At 70.9% G+C, this 26,110-nt stretch carries 20 protein-coding genes; 12 read left to right on the top strand and 8 right to left on the bottom strand.

Translation table 11 applies throughout. The features are described 5' to 3' along the window. The first annotated feature begins 16 nt into the window (after positions 1-16). Both IF11_RS0128355 and IF11_RS0128350 read left to right on the top strand, forming a co-directional pair. Positions 17-931, top strand: a complete 915-nt coding sequence (locus tag IF11_RS0128355) for a diacylglycerol kinase (protein ID WP_030354594.1) — start codon at positions 17-19, stop codon at positions 929-931. A 45-nt stretch (positions 932-976) separates the two neighbouring features. Beyond that, complete coding sequence (locus tag IF11_RS0128350; RefSeq protein WP_030354593.1) at positions 977-3,805, top strand: DEAD/DEAH box helicase; 2,829 nt, start codon at positions 977-979, stop codon at positions 3,803-3,805. 143 nt (positions 3,806-3,948) lie between these two features. Here IF11_RS0128350 and IF11_RS0128345 read toward each other — a convergent pair whose 3' ends face one another. Both IF11_RS0128345 and IF11_RS0128340 read right to left on the bottom strand, forming a co-directional pair. Then, positions 3,949-5,529 (bottom strand): molybdopterin-dependent oxidoreductase, encoded by a 1,581-nt coding sequence (locus IF11_RS0128345; protein WP_030354592.1) that lies wholly within the window; start codon positions 5,527-5,529, stop codon positions 3,949-3,951. 125 nt (positions 5,530-5,654) lie between these two features. Continuing rightward, positions 5,655-7,025: a cryptochrome/photolyase family protein gene (locus IF11_RS0128340; protein ID WP_030354591.1), complete on the bottom strand. Its 1,371-nt coding sequence runs from the start codon at positions 7,023-7,025 to the stop codon at positions 5,655-5,657. A gap of 244 nt (positions 7,026-7,269) precedes the next feature. On the opposite strand from IF11_RS0128340, the gene IF11_RS0128335 reads away from it, so the two are divergent. From IF11_RS0128335 to IF11_RS0128325, 3 genes are all read left to right on the top strand, one after another. After that, on the top strand, positions 7,270-7,950 hold the full coding sequence (locus IF11_RS0128335; protein WP_051746328.1) for a PadR family transcriptional regulator: 681 nt from the start codon (positions 7,270-7,272) through the stop codon (positions 7,948-7,950). Between the two features lie 287 nt (positions 7,951-8,237). Then, positions 8,238-9,281: a daunorubicin resistance protein DrrA family ABC transporter ATP-binding protein gene (locus tag IF11_RS0128330; RefSeq protein ID WP_030354589.1), complete on the top strand. Its 1,044-nt coding sequence runs from the start codon at positions 8,238-8,240 to the stop codon at positions 9,279-9,281. After that, a complete protein-coding gene (locus IF11_RS0128325) occupies positions 9,278-10,057 on the top strand; it encodes an ABC transporter permease (RefSeq protein ID WP_030354588.1) in 780 nt (259 codons plus the stop codon). Before IF11_RS0128330 ends, IF11_RS0128325 begins: the two co-directional genes overlap by 4 nt. Positions 10,058-10,129: 72 nt before the next feature. On the opposite strand, the gene IF11_RS0128320 is transcribed toward IF11_RS0128325, so the two are convergent. Together IF11_RS0128320 and IF11_RS0128315 are read right to left on the bottom strand one after the other, a co-directional pair. Further along, positions 10,130-10,975, bottom strand: a complete 846-nt coding sequence (locus IF11_RS0128320) for a siderophore-interacting protein (protein ID WP_030354587.1) — start codon at positions 10,973-10,975, stop codon at positions 10,130-10,132. A gap of 48 nt (positions 10,976-11,023) precedes the next feature. Continuing rightward, the gene (locus IF11_RS0128315; RefSeq protein WP_030354586.1) at positions 11,024-11,929 is read right to left on the bottom strand and encodes a 5'-3' exonuclease; all 906 of its coding nucleotides are present in this window, start codon (positions 11,927-11,929) and stop codon (positions 11,024-11,026) included. A gap of 309 nt (positions 11,930-12,238) precedes the next feature. Between IF11_RS0128315 and IF11_RS0128310 the strand changes: the two genes are divergently transcribed. The 3 genes from IF11_RS0128310 (at position 12,239) to IF11_RS0128300 (ending at position 16,828) form a co-directional block, all read left to right on the top strand. Beyond that, entirely contained in the window at positions 12,239-13,384 is a 1,146-nt protein-coding gene (locus IF11_RS0128310; RefSeq protein ID WP_030354585.1) for a quaternary amine ABC transporter ATP-binding protein, read from the top strand. Beyond that, positions 13,377-16,013, top strand: coding sequence for an ABC transporter permease/substrate binding protein (locus IF11_RS0128305; RefSeq protein ID WP_030354584.1), 2,637 nt, complete (start codon positions 13,377-13,379; stop codon positions 16,011-16,013). The genes IF11_RS0128310 and IF11_RS0128305 overlap by 8 nt, the downstream gene beginning before the upstream one ends. Positions 16,014-16,282: 269 nt before the next feature. Beyond that, positions 16,283-16,828: a helix-turn-helix domain-containing protein gene (locus IF11_RS0128300; protein WP_030354583.1), complete on the top strand. Its 546-nt coding sequence runs from the start codon at positions 16,283-16,285 to the stop codon at positions 16,826-16,828. A 56-nt stretch (positions 16,829-16,884) separates the two neighbouring features. On the opposite strand, the gene IF11_RS0128295 is transcribed toward IF11_RS0128300, so the two are convergent. Beyond that, a complete protein-coding gene (locus tag IF11_RS0128295; RefSeq protein WP_051746319.1) occupies positions 16,885-18,036 on the bottom strand; it encodes a TDT family transporter in 1,152 nt (383 codons plus the stop codon). A 71-nt stretch (positions 18,037-18,107) separates the two neighbouring features. Between IF11_RS0128295 and IF11_RS0128290 the strand changes: the two genes are divergently transcribed. After that, positions 18,108-19,037, top strand: a complete 930-nt coding sequence (locus tag IF11_RS0128290) for a LysR family transcriptional regulator (protein WP_030354581.1) — start codon at positions 18,108-18,110, stop codon at positions 19,035-19,037. A 48-nt stretch (positions 19,038-19,085) separates the two neighbouring features. On the opposite strand, the gene IF11_RS0128285 is transcribed toward IF11_RS0128290, so the two are convergent. From IF11_RS0128285 to IF11_RS0128275, 3 genes are all read right to left on the bottom strand, one after another. After that, positions 19,086-19,790 (bottom strand): gamma-glutamyl-gamma-aminobutyrate hydrolase family protein, encoded by a 705-nt coding sequence (locus IF11_RS0128285; protein WP_030354580.1) that lies wholly within the window; start codon positions 19,788-19,790, stop codon positions 19,086-19,088. A 66-nt stretch (positions 19,791-19,856) separates the two neighbouring features. Continuing rightward, positions 19,857-21,341: an ethanolamine permease gene (eat, locus tag IF11_RS0128280; RefSeq protein ID WP_030354579.1), complete on the bottom strand. Its 1,485-nt coding sequence runs from the start codon at positions 21,339-21,341 to the stop codon at positions 19,857-19,859. 174 nt (positions 21,342-21,515) lie between these two features. Next, positions 21,516-22,247 (bottom strand): FadR/GntR family transcriptional regulator, encoded by a 732-nt coding sequence (locus IF11_RS0128275; RefSeq protein ID WP_030354578.1) that lies wholly within the window; start codon positions 22,245-22,247, stop codon positions 21,516-21,518. A gap of 99 nt (positions 22,248-22,346) precedes the next feature. Between IF11_RS0128275 and IF11_RS0128270 the strand changes: the two genes are divergently transcribed. Genes IF11_RS0128270 through IF11_RS0128260 form a run of 3 tightly spaced genes read left to right on the top strand, consistent with a single transcriptional unit; the run spans position 22,347 to position 25,894 of the window. Further along, entirely contained in the window at positions 22,347-23,711 is a 1,365-nt protein-coding gene (locus IF11_RS0128270) for a glutamine synthetase family protein (RefSeq protein ID WP_030354577.1), read from the top strand. 8 nt (positions 23,712-23,719) lie between these two features. Continuing rightward, on the top strand, positions 23,720-25,096 hold the full coding sequence (locus tag IF11_RS0128265) for an aldehyde dehydrogenase family protein (RefSeq protein WP_030354576.1): 1,377 nt from the start codon (positions 23,720-23,722) through the stop codon (positions 25,094-25,096). A gap of 6 nt (positions 25,097-25,102) precedes the next feature. Beyond that, a complete protein-coding gene (locus IF11_RS0128260; protein ID WP_030354575.1) occupies positions 25,103-25,894 on the top strand; it encodes a 3-oxoacyl-ACP reductase in 792 nt (263 codons plus the stop codon). Positions 25,895-26,110: the final 216 nt, after the last annotated feature.

Below are 26,110 nucleotides of genomic sequence, written 5' to 3'. Positions count from 1 at the left end.
TTGTAGGGTCCGCCGGGTGACCAGCGAGATCACCCTGTTCGTCAATCCCACCGCGGGGCGCGGCCGGGGCGCGCATGCCGCGCAGCCGGCCGCCTCCGCGTTCCGGGACGCGGGATTCTCCGTACGTACGGTCCTCGGCTCGGACGCCGCCGACGCGCTGCGGCGGGCGCGGGCGGCGGTCGACGGCGGCACCGGCGCGCTCATCGCCGTCGGCGGGGACGGACTGGTCTCGCTCGCGCTCCGCGCCGTCGCCGGTACGCCCACCCCGCTCGGTGTGATCGCCGTCGGGACCGGCAATGACTTCGCGCGGGCGCTCGGGCTGCCCGTACGCGACCCGGCGGCCGCGGGACGGCTGGCCGCGCGGGCGCTCAAGGACGACGGAGCGCGCGCCGTGGATCTGGGCCGTGTCGGCGACGGCTGGTTCGGGACCGTTCTGGCCTCCGGTTTCGACTCCCGGGTCAATGACCGGGGGAACCGGACGCGGCTGCCCGTCGGCCGGTTCCGCTACGACCTGGCGATGATCGCCGAGCTGGCCGCGCTGCGTCCCGTGCCGTACCGGATGACCCTCGACGACGGCACGGAGCGGGAGACCGAGGCGATCCTCATAGCCGTCGGCAACGGCTCCTCGTACGGCGGCGGTATGCGGATCTGCGCGGACGCGGAGCTGGACGACGGGCTCTTCGACGTGACCGTGGTCGGGGCGTGCTCGCGTACGGAGCTGCTGAGGGTCTTCCCGACGGTCTACCGGGGGACGCATCTGCGCCACCCCAAGGTGACCACGTACCGTACGGCGCGAATCACGCTAGCCGCGCCGGGGCTCACCGGATACGCGGACGGTGAGGCGCTCGGCCCGCTGCCGCTCACCGCCGAGTGCGTGCCCGCGGCGGTGCGGGTCCTGGCCGCGCGGCGGGGGCTGTCCAAGGGCGATTAAAGATCGGGCTGACTGTCAGGGGTGGCGGGTAGGCTCGACTTCAAGATGACAGAGGACCTCTCACCAGCCGAGCGCTACGCCGCTTCCCGGATCCGCGCCGTCGAGCAGGCCACGGCGCTCGCTCCCTTCCGCGAGATGTACGACTTCGGCCTGGACCCCTTCCAGATCGAGGCATGCCAGGCCCTGGAGGCGGGAAAGGGCGTGCTGGTCGCCGCGCCCACCGGCTCGGGCAAGACGATCGTCGGCGAGTTCGCCGTGCACCTGGCTCTGGCCGAGGGCCGCAAGTGCTTCTACACCACGCCCATCAAGGCGCTCTCCAACCAGAAGTACGCCGATCTGGCCAAGCGCTACGGCGCCGCCAAGGTCGGCCTGCTGACCGGGGACAACAGCGTCAACGCGGACGCCCCGGTGATCGTCATGACCACCGAGGTCCTGCGCAACATGCTCTACGCGGGATCCCAGGCGCTCACCGGGCTCGGCTATGTGGTGATGGACGAGGTGCACTACCTCTCCGACCGCTTCCGGGGCGCCGTCTGGGAAGAGGTGATCATCCATCTCCCCGAGTCGGTCACGCTGGTCTCGCTCTCGGCGACGGTCTCCAACGCCGAGGAGTTCGGTGACTGGCTGGACACCGTCCGTGGTGACACGGAAGTGATCGTCTCCGAGCACCGGCCCGTGCCGCTCTGGCAGCATGTGATGGCCGGACGCCGGATGTACGACCTCTTCGAGGAGGAGACCGACCACGGCGGGCGCGGCGTCGGCAAGCGCGAGGTCAGCCCGGATCTCGTCCGGCTGGCCCGGATGGAGAACCAGCGCACGTACAACCCGCGCGAGCGCCGGCGCGGGAAGATGATCCGCGAGGCGGACCGCGAGCGCGAGCGCCGCCAGCGCTCCCGGATCTGGACGCCCGGCAGGCCCGAGGTCATCGAGCGCCTCGACGCCGAGGGCCTGCTGCCCGCGATCACCTTCATCTTCAGCCGGGCCGGCTGCGAGGCCGCCGTACAGCAGTGCATGTACGCGGGGCTGCGGCTCAACAACGACGAGGCGCGCCGCCGGGTCCGCGAGATCGTCGAGGAACGTACGGCTTCGATCCCCGGTGAGGACCTCCATGTCCTCGGCTACTACGAGTGGCTGGAGGGCCTGGAGCGCGGTATCGCCGCGCACCACGCCGGAATGCTGCCGACCTTCAAGGAGGTCGTGGAGGACCTGTTCGTCCGCGGTCTGGTCAAGGCGGTCTTCGCCACCGAGACCCTGGCGCTCGGCATCAATATGCCGGCCAGGTCCGTGGTGCTGGAGAAGCTCGTCAAGTGGAACGGCGAGCAGCACGCCGACATCACCCCCGGTGAGTACACGCAGCTGACCGGGCGGGCGGGGCGGCGCGGCATCGACGTCGAGGGCCACGCCGTGGTGCTCTGGCAGCGCGGTATGGACCCGGGCGCGCTCGCCGGGCTAGCCGGGACGCGCACCTATCCGCTGCGCTCCAGCTTCCGGCCGTCGTACAACATGGCCGTCAATCTCGTGCAGCAGTTCGGCAGGCACCGCTCGCGCGAGCTGCTGGAGACCTCCTTCGCCCAGTTCCAGGCCGACAAGTCGGTCGTCGGGATCTCCCGGCAGGTCCAGCGCAACGAGGAGGGGCTCGACGGTTACCGGGAGGGCATGACCTGCCATCTCGGGGACTTCGAGGAGTACGCGCGCATGCGCCGCGACCTCAAGGACCGCGAGACCGAGCTGGCCAAGCAGGGAGCGGCGCAGCGCCGGGCCGCCGCGGCCTCGTCGCTGGAGAAGCTCAAGGCGGGCGATGTCATTCATGTGCCGACCGGGAAGTTCTCCGGTCTCGCGCTGGTGCTCGACCCCGGGCTGCCGGCCGGGCGCGCCAACGGCCACCGAGGGCTGGAGTACCAGGACGGGCCCCGGCCGCTCGTGCTGACCGCCGAGCGGCAGGTCAAGCGGCTGGCCTCGATGGACTTCCCGGTTCCGGTGGAGGCGCTGGAGCGGATGCGGATCCCCAAGTCGTTCAACGCGCGCTCCCCGCAGTCGCGTCGGGATCTGGCGTCCGCGCTGCGTACGAAGGCCGGGCACATCGTCCCCGAGCGGCACCGCAAGCAGCGTGCCGCCGCCGCGGACGACCGGGAGATCGCCCGGCTCCGTACGGAACTGCGCGCCCACCCCTGCCACGGCTGCGACGAGCGGGAGGACCACGCCCGCTGGGCCGAGCGCTACCACCGGCTCAAGCGGGACACCCGGCAGCTGGAGCGCAGGATCGAGGGGCGGACGAACACCATCGCCCGTACCTTCGACCGGATCGTCGCGCTCCTCACCGAGCTGGACTATCTGCGCGGGGACGAGGTCACGGAGCACGGGCGCCGGCTGGCCCGGCTCTACGGCGAGCTGGATCTGCTGGCGAGCGAGTGCCTGCGCGACCGCGTGTGGGAAGGGCTCTCCCCGGCCGAGCTGGCCGCCTGTGTCTCGGCGCTGGTGTACGAGGCCAGGCAGTCGGACGACGCGGTGGCGCCCAAGGTCCCGTCGGGCGCGGCGAAGGCGGCGCTGGGCGAGATGGTCCATATCTGGGGCCGGCTCGACGCCCTGGAGGAGGACCTGAAGATCAGTCAGGCGGAGGGCGTCGGGCAGCGCGAGCCCGATCTCGGCTTCGCCTGGGCGGTCTATATGTGGGCCTCGGGCAAGGGGCTGGACGAGGTGCTGCGCGAGGCGGAGATGCCGGCCGGTGACTTCGTGCGCTGGTCCAAGCAGGTCATCGACGTGCTGGGCCAGATCGCTGCCGCCGCGCCGCGCGAGAACAGCACGGTCGCGAAGAACGCCCGGAAGGCGGTCGAGGCGGTGCTGCGCGGGGTGGTGGCGTACAGCTCGGTCGGCTGACCGTGTGCCGAGGGTCGTACGTACGGTGCCCCGCCGGGTGAACTCCGGCGGGGCACCCGCGTGTTCGGAGGCGGTGAGGGCCGGCGGCAAGAAGGTCCGTTGAGGACTGGCGCGGGGTTTGGCGGGCGGTGCTCGCCGGTCCGTCAGGTCACGTCGACCACCACCGAGTGCCAGCCGGTGGCGCCGTCGGGCACGGTCCCGACGCGCTTCTCCGTCTGCGTGTAGCCGTCCAGGTCGGTGGCGCGGACTTCGAGGGTGTGGCTGCCGGTGGTGGCCCGCCACTCCCACACCCACTGGCGCCAGGTGTCCTTGGTGTCCTGGGCCGCCAGCCGCGCCGTATGCCAGTCGCCGCCGTCGACCCGTACCTCCACCCGGGCGATACCGCGGTGCTGCGCCCAGGCCACCCCGGCGACCGGCACGACGCCCGCCTTCGGAGCGGCGAACGGGCGCGGGGTGTCGATCCGCGACTCGGTCTTGATGGGGGCCCGCTGGGACCAGCTCCGCTTCACCCAGTACGCGTCGTAGTCGGCGAACGTGGTGAGTTCCAGGTCCTGGAGCCACTTGCAGGCCGAGACATAGCCGTAGAGCCCCGGCACCACCATCCGGACCGGGAAGCCATGGTCGAACGGCAGCGGCTCGCCGTTCATCCCCAGCGCCAGCATGGCGTCGCGGCCGTCCATCACCGTCTCGACCGGCGACCCGATGGTCATGCCGTCCACCGAGCGGGCCACCAGCTGGTCGGCGGGCCCGCCCTTCGAGGGCGGCTCGACCCCGGCCTCGCGCAGCAGATCGGCCAGCCGTACGCCGATCCAGCGGGCGTTGCCGACATACGGGCCGCCGACCTCGTTCGAGACACAGGTCAGGGTGATGTCCCGCTCGATCAGCTCGCGGCGGAGCAGATCGTCGAAGCTGACCGTCAGAGGCCGGGTGACGCCCTTGCCGTGGATCCTCAGCCGCCAGCTGTCGGCATCGATCCTCGGCACCACCAGTGCGGTGTCCACCCGGTAGAAATCCTTGTTGGGGGTGGTGAACGGTCCCAGCCCCCGGACCCGCAGCTCCGCCCCGGCCGACACCGGACGGGCCGGTGACGCCGGTGCGGGCAGCACGATGCCGGCACGCGAGGCGACGGCCTCGGCCGCGCCCGGGCCGTTGAGCCGGCTGCCCAGGACACCGATCCCGGCCGATGCCGCCACCGCCGCCGTCGCGACGATCACGAAACCACGCCGGTCGAACGATCCGTCCGGGGGGCCGTCCGTTCCGTCCGGGGTTCCGTCCGCCTCCTCGGCCGCCGGGGACGGACGGAACGCGAGCTTGCCGACCAGCAGTTGAAGCACCCCGCAGGCCAGCACGGCGCCCACGACCGAGGGCAGGGCGTCGAGCGGCCCGCCACCGGGCCGCCCCACCGCCGCCACCGCCCCGACCGCGCCGAAGGCCAGCACCGCCGCGAAACCGGCCGGCCGGTGCCGCAGCGCGACCACTCCGACCGCCATGGCGAAGACCGCCAGGACGGCCAGGATGCCGAGCTGGAGCACCAGCTTGTCGTTGGTCCCGAAGTTCCGGATGGCGAAGTCCTTCAGCCACGGCGGGGTGCGGTCGATGAACGCGCCGCCCACCGCGTTGACGGGACTGGCCTCGGGCCGTACGGCCGCCGCGACCAGTTCCGCCACCGCCAGCGCCGAGGCGCCGGCGATCAGCCCGCTCAGCGCCCCCAGTGCGGCACGCACCAGTCGCGCCGTGGGGCCGGGGTAACCACCCTCCGGCGTCGGGACCTTCAGATCTTCGCTCACACTCGCCATTCGGCACCGGAACGACGGCGGATTGGTCCATGACTCGAAGGAGTTAAAAAGTCCTACCGCCGGAAGACGAGCCCCCGGGCCCGGGAGAAGCGGTCCCGGCCCTCGGCGAGGTCCACGATCGGGTCCGGATAGCCGAGCCGGTCCCGGTCCCGGGCGTCCAGCAGCCACGGCTGATGGACGGCGGCCCCTGCCACCCCGGCCAGCTCCGGCACCCAGCGCCGTACGTAATCGCCGTGCGCATCGAACCGCTTGGCCTGGGTGAGCGGATTGAGGACCCGGTTGGGGCGGGTGTCCGTGCCGGTGCCCGCCGTCCACTGCCAGTTGAGCTGGTTGTTGGCGAGGTCGCCGTCCACCAGCAGATCCAGGAAGTGCCGCGCGCCGACGCGCCAGTCCGCGTACAGCGTCTTGGTCAGGAAGCTCGCCACCAGCAGCCGCCCCCGGTTGTGCATCCAGCCCTCGTACGCCAGCTGGCGCATGGCCGCGTCGATGACCGGATATCCGGTGCGCCCTTCCCGCCAGGCGCTGATCTCCCTCGCGTCCGTACGCCAGTGATCCCCGCGCGGCCGGTAGTCCGACCACGCGGACGCGGGGCGCGCCGCCAGCACCTGATGGTGGAAGTCCCGCCAGGCCAGCGGCCGTACGAAGGCCGCCGCCCCCGCGCCGCGCTCGCGCCGCGCCCGGTCCACCAGCTCCACCGGGGAGAGACAGCCGAAGTGGAGGTACGGCGAGAGCCGGGAGGTCGCGTCGCCGGCCAGATCATCGTGGCGGTCCTCGTACCACTCGATCCCGTCGGCCAGCCAGGCCGCCAGCCGTTCACGCGCCACCTCCTCGCCGCCCTCGGCCAGACCGGGCGAGACCCCCTCGACCGCACCGCGCTCGGGCAGCGGCTCACCGCCGATCCGTGGCACCCGTACGCTCCCGGGCGCGGCCGTCACCGCGCGTCGGCCCGTCTCGTCCCAGCGGTGGAAGTACGGGGTGAACACCGCGAAATGGTCACTGCCCGCCGGGGCGAGCTGCCCCGGCGGCACCGCCGTGACCACCGCGTCGTGCACGGTCAGGGTGGCCCCGGCGGCCGTCAGCTCCGTACGCAGCCGCTCCTCCCGGCGCGTCGCGTACCGGCTCACCCCGGCCGCCACATGGACCTGCCGGGCGCCGCTCTCGCGTACCACCCGGCAGACCTGCTCGGCGGGTTCACCCGAACGAATGACCAGCCGGCCGCCGCGCTCGCTCAGGGCGGTGTCCAGTGAGGCCAGGCAGTCGGCCAGGAAGGCACGGCGGTTGGGGGCGTCGAAGCCCGCCGCCGCAATCCCCGGATCGCGGACGAAGAGCGGCACGACCTCCTCGGCTCCGTCCAGGGCGGCGCGCAGTACCGGCTGGTCGTGCACCCGCAGATCGGAGGTGAAGAGCACCACCGCAACGCTCATGTCGCTGTTCCTCGCTGTCCCTCGCTGCCACTCGCGCACGGCCTGTCCGTGAGCCTCCTGTGTTCGGTTCCACCGTGATGCCCATCCCCGACGCCACTCCGGCGGATTGGTCCGTTCCGCGCATTGATTCCGTGTTGGATGGTGCCAAGATTTGCGATGTATCGCGATTGACGCCCGTAGGAGATTCGAGATATGTTCGTTGCCGAGTATTTGGGGTGGGGTAACAGAGGGTGGGGTGGTCGCGATGGGGGCGAAGCGGCGCAAGCTGGGTAATCCGCTGGCGCTCGCGGTGATGGCGCTGCTCTCGGAGCGGCCGATGCACCCGTACCAGATCGCGCAGACGCTGCGGCAGCGCGGCAAGGAGAACAGCGTCAAGATCAACTTCGGGTCGCTCTACACCGTCGTCCAGAACCTGGAGAAGCACGGCTTCGTCGAGGTGGCGGAGGTGCAGCGGCAGGGCAACAGGCCGGAGCGCACGCTCTACGGCCTCACCTCCGCCGGACACGAGGAGATGCTGGAGTGGATGGCGGATCTGCTGGCCGTCCCCGCCCGCGAGTTCCCGCTGTTCGAGACCGGCCTCTCGCTGATGGGCGTCCTGCCGCCGGACGAGGTGACCTCGTTGCTGGAGGACCGGCTGTCGGCGCTGCGCGTCCAGGCCGCGGGGATACGGGGTGTGCTGGAGCAGCTCTACGGGACGCTGCCGCGGCTGTTCGTCATAGAGACCGAGTTCCAGCTGCACATGATCGAGGCCGAGGAGACCTGGGTCCAAGGGTTCCTCAAGGAGATCGGTGAGGGATCACTCTCCGGCCTCGACGGCTGGCGGACCCTGCACGAGACCGGCCGGCCGCCGCCGGAGTGGCAGGAGTTGGAGCACGAGCAGCCGTTGGACACCGAGGGGGAGGGGGGCCGCTCCCGGAAACCCTGACCCACCCCGACCCTGACCCCGACCCTGACCCCGACCCTGACTCGGCCGACTTCGGCCGCGGATCCCTGACTCGGCCGACTCCGGCCGCGGAACGGAAACGACCCCGGCGGTCGCTGTTGCAGCAGCTCCCGCCAGGGTCTCTCACCCCGGACCGGACCACCGTGAAGGCGCCCCGGCGATCGAGGCGCGGCACGCCCAGGATAGCCCGGCGCTCTTCGCGTGGACCGGCTCGGCCTGCCCGAGCAACCCGCTCATCACAGGAGAGCCCCTACATGAGTACCGGAACCATGAGTACCGGATCCACGCGCACCGGAACGCCCGTCGTACGGGCGGACAATCTGGTTAAGACCTATCCCGGCGGAGTCACCGCCCTGAACGGTCTGGCCCTCACCGTCGAGGCCGGCACCGTCCTCGGACTGCTCGGCCCCAACGGCGCCGGCAAGTCCACCACCGTCAAGATCCTCACCACCCTCGCCCGCCCCGACAGCGGCACGGCCACGGTCGCGGGCCACGATGTGCTGCGCCACCCCGGCCGGGTACGCCGCGCGATCGGCGTCGTCGCCCAGAAGTCCGGCGCCGATCCCGCCGCCACCGGCCGGGAGAACCTCGTCCTCCAGGGCAGGCTGTACGGCCTGAGAGGCAGGGAACTGAACCGGCGCGTCGATGAACTGCTGGAGCGGTTCGTCCTCACCGACGCCGCGCGACGGATGGTCAAGGAATACTCCGGCGGTATGCGGCGGCGGCTCGATGTGGCGCTCGGTCTGGTCCACCGGCCCGAGGTGCTCTTCCTGGACGAGCCGACGACCGGGCTCGACCCGGAGGCCCGTACCGCCATGTGGGACGAGATCACCCGGCTCGCCGGTGACGAGGGCCTGACCATCCTCCTCACCACGCACTATCTGGAGGAGGCCGACCGGCTCGCCGAGCGCATCGCGATCGTCGACCGCGGCCGGATCGTCGTCGAGGGCACCCCCGACGCGCTCAAGGGCGAACTGCGCGGCGACGCCGTCCATCTGGAGCTGCGCGCCGACGGCGACCGGGCGGCCCTCACCGCCGTACTCGCCGGGCTGGCCGGTCTGCACGATCTGGCGGTCGACGGCCGCCGGGTCAGCGTCCGCGCCGACGACGGCGCCGCCGCCGTGCCCGTCCTGCTCGCCGCGCTGGAGCGCGCCGGAGCGGCCGTGGCCGCCGCCACCGTGGCCCGTCCCTCGCTGGACGATGTCTATCTGCGGTATGCGGGACGCCGGTTCTCCGAGGCCGAGGCCGAGGCCCAGGCGGACAGCGCCGGTGCCGGCACACCCGTCCAGGCCACCGCCGGAGGCGCCCGATGAGTACGGAAACCCTCGCCCACACCTGGTATATGACGCAGCGTCAGCTGATGGCGATCGTGCGCCAGCCCATCTTTCTGCTGATCTCCTTGATCCAGCCGGTGATCTGGCTGTTCCTCTTCGGCAATCTCTTCAAGAGAGTGGTCGAGCTGGGCGGCTTCGGCACCACGACCTATCTGGACTATCTGGTGCCCGGCATCGTGGTGATGAGCGCGCTCGGCTCCAGCATGTGGGCCGGGATGGGCACGCTGGAGGAGATCGAACGCGGCACGCTCAACCGCTTCTTGACCACCCCGGTCAGCCGCAGCGCCCTGATGAACGCCAATGTCGTGCAGAACGGCATCAGCACGGCCTGCCAGTCCGTGATCATCGTGCTGCTCGGTCTGCTCGGCGGGGCCCGCTACCCGGGCGGGGCGGGCGGGCTGATCGTGCTGGTCGCCGCCTCGATCCTGCTCGGGACGGTCTTCGGAGCGCTCTCCAACGCGCTGGGCATGCTGGTGCGCGAGCGTGAGTCGATCATCGGCATCAATACGTTTCTGCTGCTGCCGCTGACGTTTCTCTCCTCGGCCTTCATGGCGCCCGCCCAGATGCCGTCCTGGATGGCCGCGATCGCGGACTTCAACCCGGTCAACTGGGCGATGGTCGCGGGACGTTCCGCGCTGGCGGCCGATCCCGACTGGGGCGATGTGCTGACCAGGGGCGGCGCGTTGCTGGCCCTGGCGGTGGTGGCGGTCTGGCTGTCGACCCGTACGTTCCGCTCGTACCAGAAGTCCGTCTAGGCCCTGTCCACAAGACGGACCCCCGGCTCTCGGCCCCGTTGCTCGCACGGGGCCGAGGGTGCGGGACCGCGCTCAGGCCGCCCGGGTCTCCTGCTCGCGCTCCACCTGCTCGTTCCACTCCCGCTTGACGGTCCGCCAGGCCTCGTCGGTCTGGCCGAGCCGCCAGTACCCCGAGACCGACAGCCGCTCACGCGGCACGTTCCGCTCCAGCCGCAGATGGCGGCGCAGCTCCTTCACGAAGCCCGCCTCGCCGTGCACGAACGCGTGGACGTCCCCAGCGGGGAAGTCGAGGCCGCGGACGGCGGCGATCAGCGCTTCGCCCACCGGACGCTCCCCGCGGTGCAGCCAGGTGATCCCGGTCCCGTCGGGCGTCGTGATCTTCTGCTCCTCCTCGGCGCCCGAGATCTCGACGAAGGCATGGACAAGCGCGCCGGCCGGCACCCGCTCCAACGACGCGGCGATCGCGGGCAGGGCGCTCTCGTCCCCCACCAGCAGATGCCAGTCAGCCGCCGGGTCCGGTACGTAGAGACCGCCGGGGCCGAGGAACCGTACCGTCTCGCCCGGCCGCACCCGCGCGGCCCAGGGACCCGCCAGCCCCTCGTCGCCGTGCACGACGAAGTCGATGGCCATCTCCCGCGCCGCCGGGTCCCAACTGCGCACCGTATACGTGCGGTTGGTGGGCCACTGGTCGCGCGGGAACTCCGCGCGGATGCGCTCGATGTCGAACGGCTCGGGGTAGCTCACGCCCTCCGGGGCGAACAGCACCTTGACGTAGTGATCGCTGAATTCGCCGCACTCCACCCCGGCCAGTCCCTCACCGCCCAGGACCACGCGCACCATGTGCGGGGTGAGCCACTCGGTGCGTACGACCTGCCCCTCGTGGGCCTTCGGCGACGTGCGGGCCGGCTTTTCTGCCACGGCGGTCTCCCTGACGGTAGCGCTGCTTAGGTTTACCTAAGTTAACACTCACTGCTGGAGGGTGGCGAGCAGACGCCGCAGGGCGCCACCCAGCCCCCATCGGGTGGCGAGCGCGTCGACCATGGCCGGATCGCGCGGCCCGGTGGGCAGCGCCGGGTCGAAGTCCGGCAGCGGTACGTCGCCGGCCACCCGGACCACCGTGGGCGCGACCGCCACATACTCCCGGGCCTCGTCCAGCCGCTTGCGCTGGGACGGGGTGAGCTTCGAGCGCGGGTCATCCACCGCCGCCATGATCCCGGCCAGATCACCGAAGGCGTCGAGCAGCTTGGCCGCGGTCTTCTCGCCGATCCCCGGCACCCCGGGCAGCCCGTCGCTCGGGTCACCGCGCAGCAGGGCCAGATCGACATAGCCCGGGCCGTCGACGCCGTACTTCTCCCGCAGCGCCGCCTCGTCGGTGAGGTGCAGCGACCCCACCCCCTTGAGGGGGTAGAGCACGCGCACGCCGCGCTTGTCGTCGATCAGCTGATAGAGGTCGCGGTCGCCGGTGACGATGTCCACCGGACCCGTCGCGCGGCCGGCGAGCGTGCCGATCACATCGTCCGCCTCGTATCCCGCGACGCCCACCCTGGCGATGCCCAGCGCGTCGAGCACCGCCTCGATGATCGGGACCTGTGGTGCCAGCGTGTCCGGGATCTCCTCCTCGTCGGGCACTCCCTCATGGGGGCTCGCCACGCGGTGGGCCTTGTAGGACGGGATCAGCTCCACCCGCCACGCGGGCCGCCAATCGGCGTCCATGCAGGCCACCAGCTCGTCCGGGCGGTGATCCTGGACCAGCCTGCCGATGAAGTCCAGCAGACCGCGCACCGCGTTGACCGGGGTGCCGTCGGGGGCCCGTACGGAGTCGGGGACCCCGAAGTAGGCCCGGAAGTAGAGGGAGGCGGTGTCGAGGAGCATCAGGCGTCGCGTCACACCCCCGATGATGCCCCAGCCCACTGACAACGCCGTCGCCGCGCGGGGACATGCCGGGGTGACCGTCGGTGATCGGACCGTCTCGGAAAGAGCCTTTCACGCCGAAGTGTTCCCCCGGGGGAGTGACCTGGGACACCTTTCTGTTTGGTCCGTGTAAGCGCGGGCAGGCGCGCGACTGGAGCGAACCAGGTCGCAATTTCACACAGCGCGTCCGGTAAGCGGACAGAATCCGCCCGCTCCACGGCCTGCCCGCGGGGGTGACGGGCCGTTTTCCGTTCAACGCGTGAGGTGTATGTGTCCAGGCTGCAAGCCGAACACTTGTACAAGGTATTCGGCAGACGACCAGACGAAGCCGTGACGAAGCTCGAAAACGGTATCGACCGTGATGAGCTGCGCACCGACGGTACGACCGCAGCGGTGATCGACGCCTCGTTCTCGGTCGAGCCCGGCCAGATATTCGTCGTGATGGGTCTGTCGGGATCCGGCAAGTCCACGCTGCTGCGCATGCTCAACGGGCTGCTGGATCCCACCTCGGGACGGGTGCTCTTCGACGGCCAGGACCTGACCGCACTGAGCCCGCAGGAGCTGCGCCACGTCCGCTCCACCAAGATCAGCATGGTCTTCCAGCACTTCGCGCTCTTCCCGCACCGCAGCGTTCTGGAGAACGCCGGGTACGGCCTCGAAGTGCAGGGCGTGCCCCGTGCCGAGCGCGAGAAGCGCGCGGCCGAGGCGCTGGAACTCACCGGCCTGGGCGGCTGGGAGGCGTCCTGGCCCGATGAGCTCTCCGGCGGTATGCAGCAGCGCGTAGGGCTCGCCCGCGCGCTCGCCACCGACGCCGATCTGCTGCTGATGGACGAGTCCTTCAGCGCGCTCGACCCGCTGATCCGCCGCGATATGCAGGATCAGCTGCTCCAGCTCCAGAAGAGGCTCAAGAAGACCATCGTGTTCATCACCCACGACCTCAACGAGGCCATGCGCCTCGGCGACCGGATCGCGGTCATGCGCGACGGCGAGATCGTCCAGCTGGGCAGCGCCGAGGACATCCTCGTCACCCCGGCCAATGACTATGTCGCCTCCTTCACCCAGGACGTCGACCGCTCCCGGGTGCTCACCGCCGGTGCGATCATGGCCGACCCGGAGACCGCCTTCGGCGTCCGTACGGACGGCGGCAAGGAGCTGCGTACCGCGCAGCAGGTGCTCGACGCGGCGCCCGCCAGCGTGGCCGAGTCCACCCCGATCATCGAGCTGTTCACGCCCTGCTCCACCAGCGCGATCCCCGTCGCCGTCACCGACGACACGGGCAAGCTCGTCGGAGTCGTCCCGCGCGCCAGGCTGCTGGCCGTCCTCGGTGAGCCGATGACACCCTCCGTGCCCGTCGACGCGCCCGCCGGTATCGCGGTCTCGAAGGCCACGACCGGCAAGGCGGTAGCCAGTGCCTAGGCTCCCTCTCGGCGACTGGGTCGACAACGCGGTCGACTTTCTCCAGAACCACCTCTCCTGGCTGTTCGACGCGATCGGTTCGGTCGTCTCGGGCATGTACGACGGCATCAACGCCGTGCTCTCCGCCCCCGAGCCGCTGCTCCTCGCGGGCATTCTGGCCGTGCTCGCCTGGTGGCTGCGCAGCCTCGTCGCGGGTGTCCTCACCTTCGGCGGGTTCGCGCTGATCGACTCCATCGAGCTGTGGGACGAGTCGATGGAGACTCTCTCGCTGGTGCTCGTGGCGACCATCATCGTGCTGGTCATCTCGATACCACTGGGCATCTGGGCCTCGCGCTCCAAGACGGTCAGCTCCATCGTCCGGCCGGTGCTCGACCTGATGCAGACCATGCCCGCCATGGTCTATCTGATCCCGGGCGTCGTCTTCTTCGGGATCGGCGTGGTGCCCGGCATCATCGCCACGATCATCTTCGCCCTGCCGCCCGGCGTCCGGATGACCGAACTCGGTATCCGGCAGGTCGACGAGGAACTGGTCGAGGCCGCCGAGGCGTTCGGCACCAGCCCCCGTAACACCCTGATGCGGGTCCAGCTGCCGCTGGCCCTCCAGACGATCATGGCGGGGATCAACCAGGTCATCATGCTGGGCCTGTCCATGGTGGTCATCGCCGGCATGGTCGGCGGCGGCGGCCTCGGTGGCGCCGTCTACCGCGCGCTCGGCAACATCGACATCGGTCTCGGCTTCGAGGCGGGTCTCTCCGTCGTCATCCTGGCCGTGTACCTCGACCGGATCACCGGCTCGCTCAGCCTCCAGGTCTCCCCGGTCGGCCGCCGCGCGCTGGCCAAGGCGAAGGAACTGACCGGCGGACTGAAGATCTGGAACCACCGCCCCCAGCCCGTCGTCGCGATCGCCGGTGTGGTCGTCCTCGCGCTCGTCGCGGGCGGCATCGGCATGTTCGGCGGCTCCTCGTCCGGCAGCACCACCGCCGACGCCAAGAACGTCGGCCAGGGCAAGAAGATCAGCATGGGGTACATCCCCTGGGACGAGGGCATCGCCTCCACCTTCCTCTGGAAGGAGCTGCTGGAGCAGCGCGGGTACGAGGTCGACGCCCGGCAGTACGAGGCCGGCTCGCTCTACACCGGCCAGGCGGCCGGTCAGATCGACATCCAGACCGACTCCTGGCTGCCGGTCACCCACGCCACCTACTGGGCCAAGTACAAGGACAAGCTGGAGGACATGGGGGCCTGGTACGACAAGACCTCCCTGGAGATCTCCGTGCCCTCGTACGTCAAGGGCATCAACTCCCTGGCCGACCTCAAGGGCAAGTCCTCCACCTTCAAGGGCCGGATCGTCGGCATCGAGCCCAGCGCGGGCGAGATGGGCCTGCTCAAGGACAAGGTCCTCAAGGCGTACGGCCTCGACACCGAGTACAAGCTCATCGACGGCTCCACGTCCGGCATGCTCGCCGAGCTGAAGCGGGCGTACGCGAAGAAGGAGCCGATCGCGGTCGTGCTCTGGTCCCCGCACTGGGCCTACAACGACTACGACCTGACCAAGCTCGCGGACCCGAAGAAGGCCTTCGGTGCGGAGAGCGACGGCGTCCACACCCTGGCCCGTAAGGGCTTCTCGGCCGACAACCCGCAGGTGGCCACGTGGCTCAAGGACTTCTCGATGACCGAGAAGCAGCTCACCAGCCTTGAGGCCAAGATCCAGGTGACCGGCAAGGACAAGGAGCAGGAGGCCGTCCGCGCCTGGCTCAAGGAGAACCCCGGCGTCGCCGACAAGTGGACCCCGGTCGCCCCGTCCGGGAAGCCGGGCAAGGCAGCGAGCGGCAAGGACGAACGCGAGCGGCCGTTGCAGGTCGCGTGGTTCCCGTGGGAGGAGGACATCGCCGCCACGTATCTGTGGAAGGCGGTCCTGGAAGAGCGCGGGTACACGATGAACCTCAAGCAGTTCGAGGTCGGTCCGATGTACGCCGCGATGGCCCGCGGCCAGATCGATGTCCAGTTCGACGGCTGGCTGCCCAATACGCAGAAGAGATACTGGGACAAGTACCACGAGAGTCTGCACAACCTCGGGTCCTGGTACGGCCCGACCTCGCTGGAGATCGCCGTCCCCTCGTATGTCAAGGGCGTCGATTCCCTCGATGACCTCAAGGGCCGCGAGGACGAGTTCAAGGGCCGTATCGTCGGGATCGAGGCCGGCACGGAGACCATGAACATCCTCAAGGACAAGGTCCTGCCGGAGTACGGGCTCGACAAGTCCTACCAGGTCGTCGACAGCTCCACGCCCAGCATGCTCGCCGAGCTGAAGCGGGCGTACGCGAAGAAGGAACCGGTCGCGGTCATGCTCTGGACCCCGCACTGGGCCTACAGCGAGTACGAGCTGACCAAGCTGAAGGACCCGAAGAAGGCCTTCGGCGAGGGTGACCGGCTCACCACCGTCACCAACAAGGCCTTCCCGGAGAACTACCCGCAGCTGACCAAGTGGTTCAAGGACTTCAAGCTGAGCGAGCAGCAGCTCGCCGGACTGGAGAACGAGATCCAGAAGCGCGGCACGGGCCACGAGGAAGAGGCGGTCAAGGCCTGGATGGCTGATAATCCGGGCATCGCGGACACCATGGCCCCGCAGTAGCGGTTGGCTGAGGCGCGTTCGAGCGAGCGCGCTCATCGGAGCGCGTTCGCGGGAGGGGTGGGCATCGCCTGGGGCGAAGCCCACCCCTCCCGCACGTTCCGCTTCGGCCCGCTCGCGCGCATCATTGTTCCAGGGGCCATACGCCCCCTTTCGCTCGTGTGTGCGCACGGACGGCGGATTCGCCGGGTCCGGCACCGGGTGAGGCAGGACAGCTCTTGTCCGGGCGTCAACTCTGAGAGGATGACGATCCGGGCGGGAGGGAGCCAGTCATGGACGACAAGGAAGCGCTCAGGGTGGGCGCGGCCGTCCGCAGGAGGCGCAGGTCCCTGGGCCTGACGCTGGCGGCGGTCGCCGGCCGGAGCGGACTGTCCGTGCCGTTCCTCAGCCAGATCGAGAATGAGCGCGCCCGGCCGAGCACCCGCTCATTGGAGCGGGTGGCGGACGCCCTGGAGACGACCCCCGCCCAGCTGCACGCCGCCGCCGACTCGGCCCGTACCGTCGATGTCGTACGAGCCGCCCCCGGGCCCGGGGTCCGCCGCGTGGTGCGCGGCGGGCACCAGCTGAACGCCAAGGAATTCACCGGTGAGCAGGACACCGGCCGGGAATACCAGCACCGCAACGACGAGGTGATGTACATCGCCGACGGCGCCGCGGAGGTCGAGGCCGAGGGCCGGGCGTACCGGCTGGAGCGCGGTGACACGCTGTATCTGTCCGGTGGCGTACGGCACCGCTGGCGCGCCACCGAGCCCGGCACCCGCATCCTGGTCGTCGCCGTCGCCGAACACATCGACGCGACCATCGACCCGCGGCGCTGAGGGCGCGCGTCGCTGCGGGCGCGCGCAGGGGGCCGCACTGGTCGACGGGCGCGTCCTCACCCGGTACGGACCGCCGCCGGCCTCGGCACCGGCGGCGCCGCGGGCAGTGTTCCGCCGATCACCCCGCGCAGTGTGTGCCACCCGGCCGCCGACCAGGCCGCCACCAGCAGGGCGAACAGCCCCACCGCCAGCCACTCCAGGGCCACCAGACCGGTGTGCCGGCCCAGCCCCGCCGCGCCCGTCACACACGTGCCGAGCGGGAAGGTGAAGGCCCACCACGTCATCGTGAACCGCATCCCGAGCCGGACGGCCCGTACCACCAGCGCCGCCGACAGGGTCAGCCACAGCAGGGCGAACCCCATCACCGGCACCCCGTACACCACGGCGAAGGCGCCCAGCGCGCCCGCGTACGGAGCGCCGATCGCCCCGGGCGCCGCGTCGGCCAGCTGGCTGACGGCGGTGGTCGACTGTCCCAGCGGGCCGAGCACCAGAAAGAGCAGTGGGGTCATCGCGAGCGGGAGCGGGCCGTGCGCCACCAGCCGGCCGAAGACCAGCGGCAGCATCATCAGCGTCGCGAGCAGGCTCACCCCGAACAGGGCGTAACAGCCGAGCAGCAGCGCCTCGCGTCCCTGGCCCGCCGCCAGATGCGGCACCAGCAGCGGGCCGACCGCCGCCGAGACCATGGGGGACACCACCGGCAGCAGCCAGACGGGCGAGGCGTCCGCGGGGCCGACGCGATGGCGTACGACCATCAGATACGGGATCGCCACGGCGATCACGAGACCGAGCAGCGTTCCCGCGCCGAACAGCACCGCGTCCACGGCGACCGCCGCCCGCTCGCCCAGTACATCGCGCCCCACCAGCAGCGTGGCGCCGCCGACGGCCAGCAGCGCCATGGCCGCGCAGCCGTAGAACGGCGCCACGGCCGGATCGAGCAGATCGGCGCGCGCCCGGTCGCGGTGGTACAGCCAGTGCCCGGCGCGGGCGGCCAGGACGACGGCGAGCAGCACCGCCGACAGCGCCCACACCACGACACAGGCGGCCCGCAGCCCCGGTATCTCCAGCGGCAGCCCGGCACCGGCGCTCGCCACGATCGCCGTGCCCATCACCGTCGCGTACCAGTTGGGCCCGAGATACCGGAGCGCCGGCAGCCGTACGCGCGCGGTGGTGCGCGTGGCGAGGGTGGTGGGGTGCGCGAGGGTGGTCATGGCTTCCACCCTCGTCGTCGCGTACGGCCCCCACCAGCCCCGTTGTCTCTATGAGGTCATAACCTGGGCTTATGGCCGATGTACCGCTCGCCGCTCAGCTCGCCCACCGGGTGCCGGATCTCGGCGCGCTGGAACTGCTGCTCGCCGTCGCCAGGCTCGGCAGTCTGGGCCGGGCCGCCCGCGAGCTCGGGATCTCCCAGCCCGCAGCCAGCAGCCGGATCCGGGCCATGGAGCGGCTGCTCGGGGTGGCGCTGGTGGACCGTTCACCGCGCGGCTCCCGGCTCACCGACGCCGGCACGCTCGTCACCGACTGGGCCCGGCGCGTGGTGGAGGCCGCCGAGGCCTTCGACGCGGGGGCGCAGGCGCTGCGCGACCGCCGGGACTCGCGGTTGCGGGTCGCCGCCTCCATGACGATCGCCGAATATCTGCTGCCCGGCTGGCTGATAGCGCTCCGCCGGGCCCGGCCCGACACCGCCGTCTCGCTGCACGCGGGCAACTCCGTCGCGGTCGCCGAGCGGTTGCTCAGCCATGAGGCGGACCTCGGTTTCGTCGAGGGCGTGGCCGCGCCGGAGGGGCTCGACTCCGCTGTCATCGGCCATGACCGGCTGCTGGTGGTCGCGGCCCCCGGCCATCCCTGGGCCCGCCGCCGTACCCCGCTCGACCCGGCGGAGCTGGCCGCGACCCCGCTGATCCTGCGTGAACCCGGCTCCGGCACCCGTCAGGTGCTGGACGCCGGGCTCAGCGCGTACGGCGGTCTCGCCGAGCCGCTGCTCGAACTGGCCTCCACCACCGCGCTGAAGGCCGCCGCGGTGAGCGGGGCCGGTCCGTGCGTGCTGAGCGAACTCGCGGTCGGTGAGGAACTGGCCGCCCGCCGGCTCGTCAGAGTGCCGGTCGAGGGCATCCGGCTCCGCCGCGATCTGCGCGCGGTCTGGCCGGTCGGGAACCGCCCCGCGGGCCCGGCCCGCGATCTGCTGTCCCTGACACGCGGAGCGCTGGACTGACCGGCCGGTCCGGGGGACCCCGTCGGGGCTGCCGGTTCAAGTGACCCGTCAGGGCCCGGAGTCCGCGCCGGGGGCGGCAGCCGCTTCGACCAGCGCGGTCATGACGCGGGTGTCCTCGGCCATCTCGGGATGCCACTGAACGCCCAGGACCCAGCGTGGACCGGGCAGTTCGACCGCCTCGACCGTGCCGTCCGCCGCGACCGCCGAGACGGTCAGCCCCTCCCCGAGCCGGTCCACCGTCTGGTGATGGTGGGTCGGTACGGCGAACTCCGCCGGCACCAGAGCCCCGTAACGGGTGCCCGCCACCGGTGTCACCGGATGCTCGCCGAAGGTGCCGGCCACCGGTGAGGTATGGCCGTCCACATGCTGGCGGAGCGTCCCGCCCAGCGCCACATTGAGCAGCTGCATCCCCCGGCAGATCCCCAGCAGGGGGGTGCCGGACGCCAACGCGGCCTCGATCAGGGCCAGTTCCCAGGCGTCCCGCTCCCGGGCGGGCGGTCCGGTACGGGGGTCCCGCTCGGCTCCGTACCGTACGGGCTCCACATCAGGACCGCCCGCGATCACCACCCCGTCGAGCCGCGCCACCAGTCGGGCCGCGGCCGACGGAGCGTCCGGCGGCAGCATCGCGGCCAGCCCGCCCGCACGCTGGACGAGCCGGGGATAACCGGCCGGCAGCAGTGCCGCGGGCAGGTCCCAGACGCCCCACGCGGCGGACTCCTCCAGATAGGTGCTGACGCCGATGAGCGGCTTCATCGATCCGGCCTCCGTCGTTCGTTGTTCTCGTTCCCGTACGCGTTCTCATGCGCGTACGTGCCTGCGTCAGTCGCGTTCGAGCTCGGCCTCGGCCGCCGCCAGCGCCGCGAACTCCTCTTCCGGGGCCGCCGCGACCAGCCGGTGCCGACTGTAGAAGGTGAAGTAGGCGAGGGCGACGACATAGACGCCCAGCGCGATGAACGCCGCGTCCTTGTCCACCAGGAACGTCGCGACCAGCGCCGACAGCGCGAGTACGAACGCGACGCCGGAGGTGAGCATGCCGCCGGGCGTGCGATAGGGGCGGGGCAGCTCCGGCTCGCGGCGGCGCAGCACGAGGTGCGACAGCGCCATCAGCGCGTACGAGATCGTCGCGCCGAACACCGCGACATTGAGCATCCGGCCGCCGTCGCCGGTGCCCGCCGCGAGGGCGAAACCGATCGCGCCCGGGATCAGCAGACCCAGATAGGGGGCTTTGCGGCCGCTCGTGAGGGACAGGAACCGGGGCAGATAGCCCGCCCGGGAAAGCGCGAACAACTGCCGGGACCCGGCGTAGATGAGGGAGAAGAAGGAGGCCACGAGACCCGCGAGCCCCGCGTAGTTCACGAACCGGCTCAGCGCGGTCGGATCCCCGTCCCCCTGGAGCGCCACCACCAGCGGATTGCCCGCGTCCTGGACGGCGGCCGAACCGCGGGCCCCCGTCGCCGCGAAGAAGGTGATCAGCGCGAGCAGTACGAGCACGCCCATGGCGATCGACAGCGCCTTCGGCATCGACCGGACCGGGTCCTTGGCCTCCTCGGCGGCCAGCGGTACGCCCTCCACCCCCAGGAAGAACCACATACCGAAGGGGAAGGCCGCCCAGATGCCCAGGACTCCGTACGGCAGCCAGGAGCCGGAGCCGAACGCGTCCTGGTCGACGGGGATGTCATTGAGCCCACTGGCGTCGAACTCGGTGAAGGCCCCGACCGCGAAGATCAGCAGCGCGGCCACCGCGATCGCCGTCACCACCAGGCTGAAGCGCAGCGCCTCGCCCACACCCCAGAGATGGATCCCGATGAAGATCACGAAGCAGGCGAGATAGACCGGCCAGCCGGCCGCCAGGCCGAAGAGATTGAGGGACTCGACATATTCGCCGATGAAGATGGAGATGGCGGCCGGCGCGAGGATGTACTCGATGAGGATGGCCGTACCGGTCAGGAAGCCGCCCCAGGTGCCGAGCGCGCGGCGGGCGAAGCCATAACCGCCGCCCGCGGTGGGCAGGATGGCGGACAGTTCGGCGAGCGAGAAGACCAGGCAGGCGTACATCACCCCCATCAGCAGCGTGGCGATCGCGAGACCGCCGAAGCCTCCCTCGGAGAGACCGATGTTCCATCCCGAGAAGTCCCCGGAGACGACATAGGCGACCCCGAGGCCAGTGAGCAGCAGCCAGCCCGCGCTGCCCCGGCGCAGCGTGCGCCGTCGCAGATACTCGGCGTCCCCCTGGGGCGTGTCCCGCTCGGCGGCGCCGTCGGCCGCGGCGGCCGGTGGGACGCGCGAGTCCGTGCCTTCGGACATGATCCGCTCCTGCCTCGGAGTAATGGTGTGGGGCCATACCATTGCTCCATGAGCGGCCCGGCGCAAGACCCATGCGTTAAACGGCTGTTACGGATCGGGAAAGCCACCGGCTCGGGCCGGCCGGCTGCCGGCCCCGGCCGCCGGAGCGCCGGTTCGGGCCGCCCGGCCCACCGCTCAGGCCAGGAAGCCGCGCAGCAGCGCCGCCGTACCGCCGCAGTGCTCGCGCGCGATCTCGCGCGCCCCGTCCGCGTCGCCGTCGAGCACCGCCTCGACCAGCGCCGTGTGCTGCTGCTGGGAGTGCTCCAGATTCCGTACCAGCAGCGGGATGCAGTCCAGCAGATCGTTCACCGTCGCCCGCACGGCGGCGTACTGCGCGGTCAGGGTCGCGGAGCCGGACAGCTCGGCGAGCGTCAGATGCAGCATCGTGTCCAGCCTGCGGTACTCCGTCAGCGGCGCGTCCTGCGTCGCGGCCAGCGCCGAGCGCAGCCGCTCCGGCTGGTCGCCGGTGAGTCCGTGCGCTGCGCACAGCCCGGCCGCGCCCACTTCAAGCACCTCGCGGAAGCGCAGTACGTCCTCGATGTCCACGCCCGCCACCCGGCGCCGCAGCTCTTCCTCCGCCCCCCGGGCCGGTGCGTCGGGCCGTGGCCGTACGAACGTGCCCCCGTATCTGCCGCGCCGGCTCTCCAGCAGCCCCTGGTCCTGTAGGACCTTGAGGACATCGCGCAGCGTGACCCGGCTGATCCGCAGCCGCTCCGCGAGCTCCCGCTCGGCGGGCAGCCGTTCACCGCTCGCCACCAGCCCGAGCCGTACCACCTGGAGGATCTGCTCCAGCGCCTCCTCGAAGCCGTTTCCCGCCCGCACGGGCCGCAGCACCGGCGTCAGCGGGTCCGCGTCCGGCGGGTCCATCGGCTCGTCCGTCTTCGCCACGTGGCCGTTTCCCCTTCCCAACCAAAGGTCTTCAGGAATACCTTATGGCTTCCGGCTGACCGAAGGAGGAGTAATCCCGTGGCAGACCGCACACCCCCGCTCCGCGTCGAGGAGCTGCGCGTCCTCGTGGAGGGCGGCGAGATCGACACGGTCGTCCTGGCTTTCCCCGATATGCAGGGCCGACTCCAGGGAAAGCGGTTCGCCGCACGGTTCTTCCTTGACGATGTCCTGGAGCACGGCACCGAGGGCTGCAACTATCTCCTCGCCGTCGACACCGAGATGAACACCGTCGACGGATACGCGATGTCCTCCTGGGACCACGGATACGGCGACTTCGCGATGCGCCCCGACCTCTCCACCCTGCGCCGCGTCCCCTGGAACGACGGCACGGCCATGGTCATCGCCGACCTCACCTGGAACGACGGCGCCCCCGTCGTCGCCGCGCCCCGCCAGATCCTCCGCCGCCAGCTGGAGCGCCTCGCCGCACACGGCTACTCCGCGTACGCCGGTACGGAGCTGGAGTTCATCGTCTTCAAGGACACCTATGAGCAGGCCTGGGACAGCCACTACCGCGGACTGACGCCCGTCAACCAGTACAACGTCGACTACTCCGTCCTCGGCACCGGCCGTGTCGAACCGCTGCTGCGCCGGATCCGCAAGGAGATGGCCGCGGCCGGACTGACCGTCGAGTCCGCCAAGGGCGAGTGCAACCCCGGCCAGCACGAGATCACCTTCAAGTACGACGAAGCCCTCGTCACCTGCGACCAGCACGCCATCTACAAGAACGGCGCCAAGGAGATCGCCTCCCAGGAGGGCGTCTCGCTCACCTTCATGGCCAAGTACAACGAGCGTGAGGGCAACTCCTGCCATATCCATCTCTCGCTCCAGGACGAGGACGGCACCAACGTCATGGCCGGGGACGGGCCCGGCGGGATGTCGCCCGTGATGCGCCACTTCCTGGCGGGCCAGCTCGCCGCGCTCCGGGACTTCTCCCTGCTGTACGCGCCCACCATCAACGCCTACAAGCGCTTCCAGCCGGGATCCTTCGCCCCCACCGCCGTCGCCTGGGGCTATGACAACCGCACCTGTTCGCTGCGGGTGGTCGGCCACGGCCGGTCCCTGCGCTTCGAGAACCGCCTGCCCGGCGGCGACGTCAATCCGCATCTCGCCGTCGCGGGCCTGGTCGCCGCCGGTCTGTACGGCATCGAGAACGAGCTGGAACTCCCCGAACCCTGCGCGGGCAACGCCTACGCGTCCACCTACGAACAGGTCCCGACCACCCTGCGCGAAGCCGCCGAGCTCTGGGAGAACAGCCCCATCGCCCGCGCGGCCTTCGGCGACGAGGTCGTGGCGCACTACCGCAATATGGCACGCGTCGAGGTCGAGGCCTTCGACGCCGCGGTGACCGACTGGGAGCTTCGCCGCTCCTTCGAACGTCTGTGAGGAACGACGTGCACGAGCACCACGCCGCCGGACATCAGATCCTCAACCCCGCCACCGGCGAGACCATCGCGACGGTCGCCGCGACGACCGCGGCGGAGGTCGACGCGGCGGTACGCCGGGCCGCGGCGGCCCAACGCGGCTGGGCGGCCACCGCCCCCGCCGACCGCGCGCGGCTGCTGCGCCGCTTCGCCGTCGTCGTCGACGAACACAACGAGGAACTGGCCCGGCTGGAGGTCCGCGAGGCGGGGCACACCCTCGGCAACGCCCGCTGGGAGGCGGCCAATGTCCGCGATCTCCTGGACTACAGCGCCGGGGGAGTGGAGCGGCTGACCGGCCGGCAGATCCCGGTCGCCGGCGGACTCGACATCACTCTCCTGGAACCACTCGGCGTCGTCGGCGTGATCGCCCCGTGGAACTTCCCCATGCCGATCGCCGCCTGGGGCACCGCCCCCGCGCTCGCGGCGGGCAACGCGGTGCTGCTCAAGCCCGCCGAGACCACCCCGCTCACCGCGCTGCGGCTGGCCGAACTCGCCCTGGAGGCCGGGCTTCCCGAGCAGCTCTTCCAGGTCCTGCCCGGAGCGGGCGACATCGCGGGCAACGCGCTGGTCGAGCACCCGGGCGTCGCCAAGATCGTCTTCACCGGATCCACCCGCGTCGGCAAGCAGATCATGGCGAAGGGCAGCGCGCTGCTGAAGCGCGTGACTCTCGAACTCGGCGGCAAGAGCCCCAATATCGTCTTCGCCGACTCCGATCTGGAGCGGGCCGCAGCGACCGCCCCCATGGCCTTCCTCGACAACTCCGGACAGGACTGCTGCGCCCGTACCCGCATCCTCGTCCAGCGCGAGGTCCACGACCGGTTCCTGGAACTGCTCGCCCCCGCCGTCGAGTCGGTCGTCGTCGGCGACCCGTCCGACGAGAAGACCCAGATGGGGCCACTGATCTCGGCGGTCCAGCTGGAGCGCGTACGGTCGTACGTACCTGACGGCGCGAAGGGCATCCGGGGCACCGCGCCCGGGGGACCCGGGTTCTGGTTCCCACCGACCGTCCTCACCGATGCCGCCGTTGACTCCCCGGTCGCCACCGAGGAGGTCTTCGGCCCGGTCGCGGTCGTCCTGCCCTTCGACGACGAGGAAGACGCCGTCCGGCTCGCCAACGCCACCGACTACGGACTCGCCGGGTCGATCTGGACCCGCGACGTGGGCCGCGCCCTGCGGGTCTCGCGCGCCGTCGCCGCCGGCAATCTCTCCGTCAACTCCCACAGCGCCGTCCGGTACGGGACACCGTTCGGCGGCTACAAACAGTCCGGACTCGGCCGAGAACTGGGCCCCGACGCCCTGGCCGCCTTCACCGAAACCAAGAACGTCTTCATCAGCACGGAGGCCTGAGCCATCATGACCGCCCCCACCAATGACGCCATCTGCCGCCGACTGGTCGGCCGCACCGCAGTGATCACCGGAGCCGGCAGCGGCATCGGCCTGGCCACCGCGCGCCGACTCGCCGCCGAGGGCGCGCATATCGTCTGCGGCGATATCGACGAGACCGCGGGCAAGGCCGCGGCCGAACAGGTCGACGGCACCTTCGTACGCGTCGATGTCACCCACGCCGACGAGGTCGACGCCCTGTTCAGGATCGCCCACGAGACCTATGGCAGCGTCGACATCGCCTTCAACAACGCGGGCATCTCGCCCCCCGAGGACGACTCGATTCTCACCACCGGCCTGGACGCCTGGCGCAAGGTCCAGGAGGTCAACCTCACCTCCGTGTATCTGTGCTGCAAGGCGGCCATTCCCTATATGCGGCAGCAGGGCCGGGGCTCGATCATCAACACCGCCTCCTTCGTGGCGCGCATGGGAGCGGCGACCTCCCAGATCTCCTATACCGCGTCCAAGGGCGGGGTGCTCGCGATGTCCCGTGAGCTGGGCGTGCAGTTCGCCCGCGAGGGGATCAGGGTGAACGCGCTGTGCCCGGGGCCCGTCAACACCCCTCTGCTCCAAGAGCTGTTCGCCAAGGACCCGGAGCGGGCCGCGCGTCGGCTCGTGCACATTCCGGTGGGCCGGTTCGCCGAGGCCGACGAGATCGCGGCGGCGGTCGCCTTCCTCGCCAGCGACGACTCCTCGTTCGTGAACGCCACGGACTTCCTCGTCGACGGCGGTATCTCGGGGGCTTACGTCACGCCCGTCTAGCCTCCGCCCGGGCACCCACCTCTAGGGCCTGTCTTCAAAGTCCCGCCTGCCTGGCGACGCCCGGCACGCACGCTCGCGGCGTTGTCGGGATCTCCCCAGTACGTCCAGTACTGGGGAGACCCTCCGCCTTGCGATCGCCGCTCGGCATCCGAAGGAGGAATCAAGGCGCCGAGACGGAGAGAGCGCAGCGAACGCAGTGCACCGGACGCCGCCAGG

The organism is Streptomyces scopuliridis RB72 (assembly GCF_000718095.1).
Lineage (GTDB): Bacteria > Actinomycetota > Actinomycetes > Streptomycetales > Streptomycetaceae > Streptomyces > Streptomyces scopuliridis.
The sequence above is the reverse complement of the archived record's forward strand: the minus strand, read 5'-3'. Positions and strand labels throughout refer to the sequence as shown.